Source organism: Mucilaginibacter dorajii (assembly GCF_024808255.1).
Lineage (GTDB): Bacteria > Bacteroidota > Bacteroidia > Sphingobacteriales > Sphingobacteriaceae > Mucilaginibacter > Mucilaginibacter dorajii.
Genome location: NZ_JANTYS010000029.1, coordinates 50582 through 63302 on the forward strand (window position 1 = coordinate 50582; position 12721 = coordinate 63302).

Annotated in this window: 12 protein-coding genes and 1 tRNA gene; 10 read left to right on the forward strand and 3 right to left on the reverse strand. The window is 39.9% G+C overall.

The genetic code is table 11. The features are described from left to right. The first annotated feature begins 1 nt into the window (after window position 1). The 5 genes from FHS10_RS25895 to FHS10_RS25915 all read left to right on the forward strand — a co-directional run bounded on the left by FHS10_RS25895 (window position 2) and on the right by FHS10_RS25915 (window position 4821). On the forward strand, window positions 2-898 hold the full coding sequence (locus tag FHS10_RS25895; protein WP_259096771.1) for a hypothetical protein: 897 nt from the start codon (window positions 2-4) through the stop codon (window positions 896-898). A gap of 7 nt (window positions 899-905) precedes the next feature. Further along, entirely contained in the window at window positions 906-1277 is a 372-nt protein-coding gene (locus FHS10_RS25900) for a GntR family transcriptional regulator (RefSeq protein ID WP_259096773.1), read from the forward strand. Window positions 1278-1296: 19 nt separating this feature from the next. Beyond that, window positions 1297-2055: a hypothetical protein gene (locus FHS10_RS25905; RefSeq protein ID WP_259096775.1), complete on the forward strand. Its 759-nt coding sequence runs from the start codon at window positions 1297-1299 to the stop codon at window positions 2053-2055. 1130 nt (window positions 2056-3185) lie between these two features. Further along, entirely contained in the window at window positions 3186-3689 is a 504-nt protein-coding gene (locus FHS10_RS25910) for an RICIN domain-containing protein (protein WP_259096778.1), read from the forward strand. Window positions 3690-3843: 154 nt separating this feature from the next. Next, a complete protein-coding gene (locus tag FHS10_RS25915; RefSeq protein WP_259096779.1) occupies window positions 3844-4821 on the forward strand; it encodes a GlxA family transcriptional regulator in 978 nt (325 codons plus the stop codon). On the opposite strand, the gene FHS10_RS25920 is transcribed toward FHS10_RS25915, so the two are convergent. Then, window positions 4814-5506: a hypothetical protein gene (locus FHS10_RS25920; protein ID WP_259096781.1), complete on the reverse strand. Its 693-nt coding sequence runs from the start codon at window positions 5504-5506 to the stop codon at window positions 4814-4816. The genes FHS10_RS25915 and FHS10_RS25920 overlap by 8 nt on opposite strands. Before the next feature lie 155 nt (window positions 5507-5661). Here FHS10_RS25920 and FHS10_RS25925 point away from each other — a divergent pair, with 155 nt between their 5' ends. Then, window positions 5662-6615: a bifunctional helix-turn-helix transcriptional regulator/GNAT family N-acetyltransferase gene (locus FHS10_RS25925; protein WP_259096783.1), complete on the forward strand. Its 954-nt coding sequence runs from the start codon at window positions 5662-5664 to the stop codon at window positions 6613-6615. 9 nt (window positions 6616-6624) lie between these two features. Continuing rightward, entirely contained in the window at window positions 6625-7035 is a 411-nt protein-coding gene (locus FHS10_RS25930) for a DUF2000 domain-containing protein (protein ID WP_259096785.1), read from the forward strand. Here the strand turns inward: FHS10_RS25930 and FHS10_RS25935 are convergent. Then, complete coding sequence (locus FHS10_RS25935; RefSeq protein WP_259096787.1) at window positions 7030-7659, reverse strand: HAD family hydrolase; 630 nt, start codon at window positions 7657-7659, stop codon at window positions 7030-7032. The two genes, FHS10_RS25930 and FHS10_RS25935, sit on opposite strands and share 6 nt — an antisense overlap. A gap of 64 nt (window positions 7660-7723) precedes the next feature. Between FHS10_RS25935 and FHS10_RS25940 the strand changes: the two genes are divergently transcribed. Beyond that, a tRNA-Ile gene (locus FHS10_RS25940) sits at window positions 7724-7797 on the forward strand. Between the two features lie 143 nt (window positions 7798-7940). On the opposite strand, the gene FHS10_RS25945 is transcribed toward FHS10_RS25940, so the two are convergent. Beyond that, window positions 7941-8858, reverse strand: a complete 918-nt coding sequence (locus FHS10_RS25945) for a hypothetical protein (protein ID WP_259096788.1) — start codon at window positions 8856-8858, stop codon at window positions 7941-7943. A gap of 84 nt (window positions 8859-8942) precedes the next feature. On the opposite strand from FHS10_RS25945, the gene FHS10_RS25950 reads away from it, so the two are divergent. Further along, window positions 8943-9989 carry a helix-turn-helix domain-containing protein gene (locus FHS10_RS25950; RefSeq protein ID WP_259096790.1) on the forward strand — a complete coding sequence of 349 codons (1047 nt, stop codon included), beginning with the start codon at window positions 8943-8945 and terminating at the stop codon, window positions 9987-9989. A 100-nt stretch (window positions 9990-10089) separates the two neighbouring features. Continuing rightward, entirely contained in the window at window positions 10090-12720 is a 2631-nt protein-coding gene (locus FHS10_RS25955) for a beta-mannosidase (protein ID WP_259096792.1), read from the forward strand. Window position 12721: the final 1 nt, after the last annotated feature.

Consider the following 12721-nt stretch of genomic DNA (forward strand, 5'->3'; position numbering starts at 1 on the left):
CATGCAATTCTCACTACACAGAATATGGTTACTTACCCGCAAGCAATGGGCCGAAAATCAACAATTGTATATTTTAGGATTATTGGCTATTGCCGGGATCATTGCGGCCACAGTAATATTTAACCTTATAGGTTCACCGGGTTTTGAACGGCGCGTACAAGAAAACACATTGATTATAGGGCTATTGGCAAGCGGATTTGTTTTTGCCACAACAACATTAACTCAGCTTAATCAAAAAACCGCCGGCATAAACGTATTAATGTTACCGGCATCGGCTTTAGAGAAGCTGGCAGTAGCAGCAATCTATAGTATGCTTGTATTTCCTGTTTGTTTCCTTGTAGTTGTATATCCTTTAATAGTTATAGGTCACTATGTAGAGCATGATGTTATTGGGCGTCCAAATTCATTATATTTTATAAATGCCGATGAAAAAGTATTTGGTATACTGTTCACCTTCCTGGTATTTCAAAGCACCGCGTTATTTTCCACTGTTTTATTTAAACGCTATGTACTCATAAAAGGGGTTATATTGATAATGATCATATTTTTCGGCACATTGATCTTAAACCCTTTTTTGGCAAAGTCAATTATAAAAACAAATCCGGGTACCCCCATTGCCGCAACCGTAAAAGAGACCTACTATGATGCAAAACAAAATATAGTAGAAAGCAAAATTACTAAAGAATCTTTATGGACAAATATCTGGTCGGCCACCCCCTACTCGGATATACAAATTAACAACTGGGTGGTAAATAAAAAGTTTAATGGAGTTGATTATGTATCATACCGCATCGTAATAACCAACCCATATAGAAGTGTATTTATACTATTGTTTATAATAAGCATCCCGTTTTTATGGGTGATCACTTGGTTTAGGCTTAAAGAAAAAGAATTGTAAACCGGTTATGGAATTTAACAACACACAAGCTATATACCTGCAAATAGCAGATTATGTATGCGATAAAATACAGCTTAAAGTATGGCAAGCAGATCAAAAGATCCCATCTGTGCGCGAGCTTGCAGTTATGCTGGAAGTGAACCCTAACACGGTGATGCGCTCATATGAATACCTGCAAAGCCAGGAAATAATTTATACCAGGCGCGGCATGGGATATTTTGCACAGGTTAATGCCGCGCAAAATATATTGAAAACAAGGAGGGCACAGTTTATGGACGAGGAATTACCCCTGCTGTTTAAAAAAATGAAGTTACTGGGTATACCAGTCAATGATTTGCAGGCTCAATACCAACTTTTTATAAATAACAACATCAGCTAAGTAATTTAACATCACTATAATGAAAACCAGCACCAAACTAATTATCATATTATTTACATGTATTCCGGTATCGCTGCTTGCCTATAATTTCATTTTAAAAGCCGAGTACCAAAAAGGCAATTTTGTGCGGGACCTGTACCCACAAGATAACACCAGCTACATAATCAAGCCCGGACTGCCCGACTTTAAACATATTGTTATTGAAGGCTCCCTGAATTTGGGTGAAGGAAGATCTGAAACATGGATGGCCCGCGTGTGGATAGGTGGCAATAATGCCACTCAGAAAAGCGGCAACAGCCTAAGTGTCATTGAGGAATTAAAAGACAACCTAAACGCCACAGTAAAACACGATACGCTCTTTATTTCATTTCATGTAACCGGAAAGTTTGACAACACAGCAACAACCTGGAACCATGGAAATGATATCGTAAAAATTTATTGCAGCCAGGTTAAATCTGTAAGTATCAGGTACGCGAATGTTACTATCGGCAATAACCCGGGTACTGCCGACTTCTTAAAACTCATTGTTGGAGACGGCAGCAACTACAACATTCAAAGACTACACCTAAAGAGCCTGGCGGTTATAGCTAAAGATAGTTCGTATTTAAATATCCTGAAAAATAATCAGATAGGCACACTTAGTTATTCTTTGCAAGGCAAAAGTACCCTAAACGTTGATGAAAACCCTGCCCGCCAATATATTGCCGAACGGGTAGACAGCGCTGCTAAAATTCAATTAACAGGCAAAGCAAGCGTTTTACAAAAACAACTGCGTTAATACCATGAATCATTGAATATCTAAAATCTAATGAGCCGATCAAAGCAACTTTGGATAAGTGCAGCGCTACTGGCCAGCATCCCCTTACTACTGTTATTGATGCAGGCTGCCACACACCATCTATGAAAAACCTAAACCTTTAAAACAAAAAAAGATGGGTAGCCTAAACGCTATCCATCTTTTGCTTACAACTAAATGTAATGCTTAAATTATTTTGCAACCTTTTTTGCCGGGATTAAAGGCAAAACGATAACTGCTAAAAATGCTGCTACTTCTAATACGATTAACATGATCTTGATTTTTTAAAATGATTTATAAATTGTGACAACGGTTGATACCTTATTATTTCGCAACTTTTTTAGCTGGAATTAATGGTAATACGATAACTGCTAAAAAGGCTGCAACTTCTAATACGATTAACATAGTTTTAATTTTTTAAGTGATTTATATATTATTAATAGCTCCTGGAAGCACATTGCTAATCGCATAAATCCCTAATATGTATGGGCTTAAGTGATAAACATTTACGGTTTCCTGAACAGGAATCGACTAAAAACATGCCACAAAACCGGGCCGCTTTTTAATGAAGAATAAGCGAAATTTTAAAATTGTCGATTTTTAAGAATCACAAAAATTGTGAAGAGATAAGAAAAAAATAAAAGACGCTTACCGCCTAATGAAAAAAATATACTTTGTTTTTACAACCTAAATTTTAAAAAATAAAAAAAAGTAAAATTCAGGCGCGCAAAAGCATGACATTCCTGAAAAAGGTTGAATTTTCTGCCTGAAAATTCAAAAACAGACGTCGAAAATGATTTTCCGGCTTAAAATACGGCTCTTGCAATCATTTCAAATCTAAAAACGCTATCTGCAAGCTATATTTCAATCACCTTAGCTATTTGAGATTTTTTTTGCCATTTTGTCACCACGCATGACAACACCTTTGGCTACTGACAAAAAATCCTAAAAAAACATGACAAAACACTTCCAAAATCTCAAAACAATCAAAAATCTCAATCCAACACCCAAAATGCACCCGTGCCAAACCTGTGTAGGTTCAGTTTATAAATTGTCAAACAATTTGATTAAACTAACCGTTGGTTTACCTATTAACCTATCTACCCCTCACCATGAAAAAGTATTTGCTCCAGCTGGCTATTTTAATGAGTCTGTCGGGTTTTGCCTCGGCCCAGGATATCAAAGGAAACTACGCTATTAAAAACGTGCAAACGGGCATGCTGCTTCGTGTAAAAGACGCGGCTTCAAAAAACGGTACCCCACTGGTTGCCTACTACCCCGAAAACTGGAAGTGCATGACCTGGAATTTCAAAAGCACAGGCAGTAATACCTACCAGCTTCAAAACCTGTTAACCAATAAAACCTTTCAACCGGCTGCCCCGGCAAACACTGATGTTCCTTTTGAAGAACAGCCCCTTATAGCCAATGCGCCCAACCAGCAATATGAGTTCATTAAAGTAAAACAGGACACCTATATGATAAAGTTGAAAGGTACCGATCTGTACGTTACCCCTGCCGATGATAATGGCAAGGTAAATTCGCCAATTATCCTCACGGCTAAAAAAAATACACCGGAGCAATTGTGGACAATATATGAGCAGGTACCAACCATGTAAAAAACTACAGCCTGGCTTGATCCATCTTTGCGGTCACCACTATAAGGTATTTCATCCCAAATACACATTATTATAATAAGGAATGCCTAAAACGAAATCCTATGCTTTTAATTAAACTCTTGTTTGCAACAGCCCTTTATTATATTTTTGAGATATGAAGCATATATCCATCTTAGTGCCCAAAGGTGCCATACTGGGCAGCCTTGAAGGCTCCAGGCAGTTGTTAACCCAGGTAAACCAGTTTTTTTTATCGATGGGAAAAGAACCTGTTTTTAAGGTTGAACTGGTTGGCTTAGCCAAAGCTACTCCTGTTAGCGGGGGATGTTTTACTGCTAATACAGATGTTTTATTTGGAGATGTAAAAAAAACCGACCTGATCATTATCCCGGCGCTTGATGGCGAAATAACCGCCGCCATTGAAACCAATAAAGATTTCATCCCCTGGATAGTTGATCAATATAAAAATGGAGCAGAGGTGGCCAGTTTATGTATGGGGGCATTTCTGCTTGCTTCCACAGGTCTACTTAAAGGGAAAAGCTGCGCCACCCATTGGATGGCGGCCAACCAGTTCAGGGCCATGTTTCCGGATGTTAACCTGGTTACCGAAAAGATAATTACCGATGAACAGGGTTTATACTCATCTGGTGGTGCTTTCTCCTATCTTAATCTTATTTTATACCTGATAGAAAAGTTTGCCGGCCGGGATATGGCCATTTTAAGTTCAAAGGTATTCGCTATTGAAATGGAGCGTACCAGCCAATCATCGTTCATTATTTTCCAGGGACAAAAAGATCATTCAGACGATCCTATAAAAAAAGCACAGGAATTTATCGAGAAAAACTACCAGGAGAAAATAAGCGTAGAGCAATTGGCATCTATGTTTGCTTTAGGCAGGCGTAACCTGGAACGCCGCTTTAAAAAAGCAACTGCCAATACCGTGGCCGAATATATTCAACGTGTAAAAATTGAGGCCGCAAAAGTAAGCCTGGAGACCTCACGGGATAATGTGAACGAAGTGATGTATAATGTTGGCTACACGGATAATAAAGCCTTCCGCACTACCTTTAAACGCATCACGGGCCTATCACCTATCGATTACCGGAATAAATATCAGCGGGAATATCTTAATTAAGCGATTGGGCGTATTGAAGTAATTTTTCCAGCTCTTCTCTTTTTTCGAAGCTAATATTATTGGTGCCGATATAATCGTTAAGCTCTTTTTCATGTTTGGAAAACGATTTCAGGAAATTCTTTTTATTGGCAGGAAGTAAGCTTTTAGATGGTGTGAACAAATAATAAGTATCGCTTAAGGTATAAGTTTGATTTTCATCAACTCCAATCCGCGATTGTACCCCGTTTTTAACATTGCTGATAGATTCATTTGCCGATGCATTTGAGTAGGAACCATATCCGTCGGCTTTTTTCTCGGTACCGATATATTGTAACCTTGATTTTTGAACCAGATTTATTGTTGGATAGGCTGTTAATTGCCTAACATAAACACCGGATACGTAAAAGTATATATCGCTGCCAATAATGATATTATCGGTGGTTTCGGGACTGCTCAACGCCAGGGTGTCTTTTTTATCGCCAATAAAAAGGATCTCGTTATTTAACCTGTTATAATTTAACCACGCTTCAACGGTGGAATTATCTTTTAAATGAACCCTGCCTTCTGTGAAATCGGGATAAACATATATGGCTTTTAGCAGCGCGTCTTTATCTTTTATCGTATTTATTTTAATCACCTTATCCTGGGCAAATAATGCATTGCAGGCCAATACCAGCACCGTGGTTGTAAAAAAACAAGCTTTCATTGGTTTAATTGAATTGGTGAGTTATAAAAGTAAATAACCACAGCAAAAGCAATTCTTCATATAGTATCATACTTTCATCATTTTGTATCTATCCATGGTAAACAAATAAACATTTTATATATTTGCGTAATCAGTTACGTAATTATATTTATAATATGAACTTTTTCAACAAAACAGGTAAAATGGCTATTGGCAGCCGGTTAAGAATGCTAACCGAAATGATAACCGAAGACGCGGCTAACATTTATAAGCTTTACAATACCGATATGCAGCCCAAGTGGTTCCCGGTATTTTATGTTTTATCGCAGGGAGAGGCTAAAACCATTACAGATATTGCCAAAGAAATTCGCCACTCCCATCCTTCGGTAAGCAAGATTGCCCGGGAGATGGTAAAACATGGGCTGGTAATTGAAAAAAAAGATAATACCGACGGTAGGCGTAATATGGTTAGCTTATCGGCTAAAGGCCTAACTATAGCTCAAAATATGGGAGATCAGTATACTGATGTAAACCTGGCCATTGAACAGCTTATGTCCCAAACCCGTAATGACCTGTGGAAAGCTATTGAAGAATGGGAGTTTTTGTTGGAACAAAAATCACTTCTGAACCGCGTACGCGAACAAAAAAAGGAAAGGGAAAGCACAAACGTTAAAATAGTTGATTACATCCCAAAATACAAACAGGCATTTAGAGATCTGAATACAGAATGGATCTCCAAATGGTTTAAAATGGAAGAAGCCGACTATAAAGCACTGGATAACCCCGAAGGGTATATCCTTAATAAAGGCGGTTATATACTTGTAGCGCTGTACAACAACCAACCGGCAGGGGTTTGCGCGCTAATAAAAATGGACGACCCGGATTATGAATATGAGATGGCAAAAATGGCCGTATCTCCTGCCGTTCAGGGGAAAAACATCGGTTTTTTATTGGGCAACGCAATAGTTGAAAAGGCAAGATTATTAGGTGCAAAAAAAATATACCTGGAAAGCAACACTATACTAAAACCTGCCATTAACCTATACCATAAATTAGGCTTTAACAAGGTAGCTGCCCGTACTTCACCATACGAACGCAGCAATATTCAAATGGAGTTGATCATTAAATAGCCAAAAACCATGTACGATAATAAAATAGCCATTGTAATTAAGGATGATCTGCTAACCTGGCAAAAACTAAATGTAACTGCCTTTTTAGCCAGCTCCGTTGCCATAAAGCTCCCCGAAACGCATGGACAGGAATTAATCAGCGCATCTGGCACGGTATATTTACCTTTTATTAAACAACCTGTAATGGTTTACAAAGCCGATACCTACGAGCAACTGAAACGCGCCTTTAACCGCGCAAAAGATCGTGAATTACAAATAGGAGTTTATACCCACAATCATTTTGCAACTAAAACCGAACAGGAAAACATTGCCGAAATTGCCCGCCATACCGATGATAACCTTGATCTTGTTGGGATCATTGTATATGGGCTCAACAAAAAGGTAGATAAAGCCTTAGACGGCCTTAAATTCCACCTATAAGCCTGATCGTTTAAAGAACTGCTGAATGGTATCGGGCTTGCTCATCAACAATGTTTGAATGCCCAGTTTTTCGGCACCGGCCAAATGTTGCGGACTATCATCTATAAACAACGTTTCAGTGGGGTTAAGGCCATTTTCGTTAAGTACCAACTCAAATATCCTTGCCTCGGGCTTGCGCATACCTGTGTGGTGCGAATAGTAGGCTTTTTCAAACAGGTGCCCGTTACCGTCAAAGCCGAAATCTTTTTTCAGGTAATCCATAATAAAATCATAATGGATAGCATTGATATTGCTGAGCAAAAAAGTACGGTATTTTGATTTTAAATTCAGCAACAATTCATGGTTTCCCGGCTCAATTCCAAGTAACATACTGTTCCAGGCGGCGTTAATCTGGTCGTCAGTAAGTGATGAGTTTCCCGATTTTTGCCTGATATAGTCCCTAAATTCACCGGCAGAGACCTCGCCCCTATCAAATTTATCAAAAATTTCATCTTGTTGTTTATGGCCAAAAAACTCGGCGGCGTTGCTGATACCCAATTGATTCCAGCCATATTCGGCCTTTTTAAAATCGATATTAAAGATCACATTACCGTAGTCGAAGATGATATTTTTGATATTTTGCATAAAGCGTTTTGTAAAATGAATGCAAATATGTAAAATTGCACCCGTTAAATAAACAAAAATAACCGCGCCTATAGCTCAGTCGGTTAGAGTAGAAGACTCATAATCTTTTGGTCCCTGGTTCGAGCCCAGGTGGGCGCACAAAACGGCATTTTTGCCGATTCGAAAACCATCTAAATCGCTGATTTAGATGGTTTTTATGTTTTATTCCTCGACAATGGTGGATACCTTAGTGAAGGTAGAATTTTCTATTTAGGATTTAGAACGCGTAGGGTAGCTTTATGCTATTTATTTTTCATTATTTTTTGCCATTCGTCTTGGGTTAGAATTTCTAAAAACTCATCGCGAAAGTGCCACGCAGATACATACCCAACTGAGACAACGAAACTGATCACCCAAGTTGTCTTTGCCTTCCATAATTTAAATGCACAGATATCTGTCGCGGTAATAAAAGGACTTGTTTCACCTAAATGTTGATGTGAGGATGCTTTTATCGCTTCTTTACCACCAGTTCCCAGGGGAATAAGATTGTTATGAAGCTTTGTTTTTCTAATTATACCATTGTCTTTGTCAAAATTGATTAAGTAATCATTTCCTAATAATATTTCATCCGGTGCTGTTTGCGCAGTGATGACATATACTTTTTTTGTCCCATTTTTTATAATAGGAACAAGATTTAAACTCGTATGTTCATAAAATTTAAAAAGTGTATCGTTTAAAACAGCCTGTGCAGCTTTTGACCGGATGGTATAGAACTCTTTTTCATTTTCGGTAAATTTTCTTGTAGTTGTGTCTATACTGTATTTAGACGAGTCTAAACCATGGTCGAATTTAACTGTCGCTAATACTACTGGCCCCTCATTTTTAGAAAAAAAGATAGTGGTCATTTCTTTTTTAGTCTCATAAGAAAAATATCCACCAGATAGAAGCTTTTTCCTTCCGAAACTGGAGGCGAAGATCTGCGTACTATGACCTGATGCCCATTCAGAGCGATAAAGCATTTCCCCCTCTGCGTTAATGCTATCAGCAATCTGTCGCAGTACTTTTTTTTGTGCTGTTACGTTTTGCGCCAGTATAAATAGGGTAATCAATGTAAACAGCTTTTTCATTAATGGCGAAACGGTTAGTAAATATTTTGTGAATATAAATAACCTTGCGAATTTTGCATAACGCTTCGCAGCACTCACCAGAATAAGTTTCATTACGTTTTTTGCTGATAATATGAGCAGTATACCATTTCGTTTTATACTTTTAACCGGTTCATAATTTTTAATTGCCGGGTAAACATGCATTTTCTTATATCCATCGGAATCATTTTGGCAATCATCGGTATCGTATTGATCGGAATGCTTAAATGGCCCTTGAAAACCAGCGATAAATTGCTCATCGCCATACTGAGCACTTTCGTGGTAAAATTCAGCTTTGATGAGGTGTCATTGATCACGGGCAATCATCTTTACAGCGTGATCGCCGCTATATTTGGCATGAGCACCATTGCTACTTGCGGCTGGTATATCAAATATATTACAGACACCGAAACGGGTTTCGGGATAAGACAATTATATATTTATTTACCCTTAATAATCATCGGTATTCCGCTGACTACTTTCCTCCTACATCCCGTAGCAGGCACCGGGTATTATACGGGATCAGCAATAGTGATCATTTGCTTTATATTCTATTATTTCTGGTTTTGCATCAATATGCTGCGGAAACACCAAAAACTGATCCGCGAAAATTATTCCGGCGCGCCGGGCAGTATCACTGTCAACTGGATGATCGTCATCATTACGCTGCAGATCGTTGAATTTCTGCTAAAAGGCGTGCTCGCCAAGGTAATTACCAGCAATTACAATACTGATGTTAATATTATCACAAATGAGTACTGCTTCATCATCATGACCTTCCTGCTGGTGGTTTTGGGTATCTGGCAAAAGAGTATCCCTGTTTTTATCCCGGCAAAGGAGGAAATTTCCCAGTCGGTGCCACAGGCCGGTGATTTGGAACGCTATCGGCTGAAACTTGAAAAATTCATGGACGAGTATAAACCCTATCTCGATCCGGAGCTTACCATCGAAAAGCTGGGCGGGTTGACCCACATTAAAAAGCTGCTGCTTTCACAGACGCTTAATAAAGCCTTCAATAAGAACTTTTTTACCTTTATTAGAGAATACCGCATCCGCCACGTTGAAGCAGAGTTGAAAAACAAAAGCAACGAAGAACGCACTATTATGGATATCGCTTATATGAGTGGCTTCAACAGCAAAACGGGTTTCAACCGTGCCTTTAAGGAAGTGACCGGTAAAACACCAACCGAATATCTCAAAAACTAACAAATTTGCATAGTACCACTTTTATTTATGCAAAGTGGCACTCCTCATTTCAGCCGTCCGGGTAAAATTGTACACCAATTACAATTATTAACTCCCGAGTATGAGAAAAATACTATCTATGATCACCGCCTGCCTTTTACTTGAGCTTGCGGCTTTTTCACAAACCCAAAAAATCCTGATCGAAAAAGGCTGGGAATTTCGTGAACAAAATGCCTCAAAACCTGAGCTGTCCGAATGGCGCAATGCTACGGTGCCGGGTCTGATCCACACCGATCTGCTTAATCACAAACTGATACCCGACCCTTTCTACCGTGATAACGAAAAAAAAGTGCAATGGGTATCCAATTCAGAATGGGAATACCGCAAAACGATCACGGCCGATCAAAAACTACTTCACCATAAACACATCGATCTGGTTTTCGAGGGCCTGAATACGCTTGCTGATATTTCCCTTAACGGCAAATTTATACTGCATGCCAATAATATGTTCCGCGAATGGCGGCTGGACATCAAATCGTATCTGAAACCAGGAAACAATACCTTAACCATCGTATTTCATCGCATCCGCCCGGAAGTTGCCCGGCTCGAAAAAGCCCACCCAGAAGAAAACGAAGGCAAAGATACCAGCGCATTAGCGAAAATGATATTCGATAAATTTAAGTTGGGCAGCTACGTGCGCAAAGCGGCCTACGAAGGGGGCTGGGATTGGGGGCCCGACATGATTACATGCGGTATTTGGCGTCCGGTGTACCTGCAAACCTGGGAAGATCAACGAATAGTTGATATGGGTATTGCCCAACCCGACATTACCCCGCAGGCGGCACATATTACTACCGGCATTCGTGTGCTTTCCGCCAATAAAACCCAGGCCGTCCTGAAAATAACTTATGCCCAGGGCGCTCAGACACGGTCGTTCACATACCCTGTTACACTTCATAGCGGCCTAAACGAGATTGGTTATCCTATTGATATAGCTACCCCCAAACTATGGTACCCCAACGGCTATGGAAAACAGGATATGTACCTGTTTAAAACCGAACTAATCACAGGCGGGCATATTATCGATGAAGTGTCAACCAAAACCGGGCTGCGTTCGGTAAAACTGAACAAAGACCGTGATTCATTGGGGCGAAAATTTGAATTTATTGTAAATGGCATACCCGTATTTGCCAAGGGAGCTAATATTATTCCGTTCGACCATTTTCCTACGCGGATGACCGCTAAACGTTATCGCCATTTCCTGCAGGCGGCAGCCGATGCGCACATGAACATGATGCGGCTATGGGGCGGAGGATATTATGAAACGCAGGAGTTTTATGACCTGTGCGACGAGATGGGTATCATGATCTGGCAGGATTTTATGTTTGCCAATGCCACGCCGCCATCGTTCCTGAAAGAAAGCATCGGAGAAGAAGTTGACTACCAGGTACGCCGTTTACGAAATCATCCATGCATAGCAGTATGGTGTGGTAATAACGAGATCAGCATTTTTAGTGAGGCCAGTTTATATGTTGACCCAACCGACTCAGGTGTTATACCTGAGGCCTTCAAAGCCCTGTTTGATAAAATTTTATCAAGCATCAAACCCAAAACCTTTACCGATTACCTGGAGATGTTTGGCTATTTCATCCCGGGCATCGTCAACAGGATAACACCTGAAATACCTTATACTTCAAGTTCGCCAACATCAGACTTTGAACGGCAATCTGCAAACTTCAATTCGGGCGACAAACATAATTACAAAGTTTGGTGGAGCAATAAACCGATAGAAGACCAGGCAAATTACAAAGATCGTTTTGTGAGCGAAACGGGGATTCAGGGTTTCCCGGATATGGCCAGCATTGACGCTTTTACCGAACCAACCGACCGTTCTGCAACTTCAGACATTATGAATGCGCATCAAAAAAACTTCTCCCTGAATGGCAATGTGGTGATTGGTAAAATCATCAAGACAGAATACAAAGAACCGGCTGATTTTGCCATATTTAATTACCTGAGTCAGCTGGTACAAGGTGAAAGCCTGAAAATTTATACCGAAGCTATGCGCCGCCGCAGACCATTCTCTATGGGGTTCTTATATTGGCAGCTGAACGATAGCTGGCCAGTGATATCATGGGCCACGATGGATTATTACGGCCGACCTAAAGCAGCCATGTACATGGCAAAGCACTTTTTTGAGCCGGTGTTGGTATCGCCGCAAGAAGAAGATGGGAAGATCAATATTTATGTGGTATCCGATCACACAACAAACGAGGATGCATCACTGGAGGTGAGGCTGATGGATTTCGGTGGCAAGGTTTTGTGGAGCAAAAAAATAAAACATGAGGTAAAAGCCTTGTCAAGCGAAATCGCGATAAGTATCCCGAAAGAGGATTTGGCCGGTGCCTATTATGATCCTGAAAAGAGCTTTATTTCGGCAAAACTAACCAGTGCAAAGGGAGCGTTATTATCATCCAATGATTTCTATTTTAAGCGGCCGAAAGGCCTGAAATATACAAAGGCTACTATCCAAACCGATGTTTTAAAGCAAAGCGACCATTATGTGCTGAAACTGAGCAGCAATGCCCTCGCTCCTCGGGTAGAAATTACTTTTGGAGATGAAGAGGTTTCCCTTTCAGACAACTATATTGATGTATTACCAAACGAACCTGTTTCGATCAACATAAATAGCCCGGTTACACTGGAGCAGTTAAAAAAGACCTTAAAAATTAAATCATTAGATCAATTGTAGA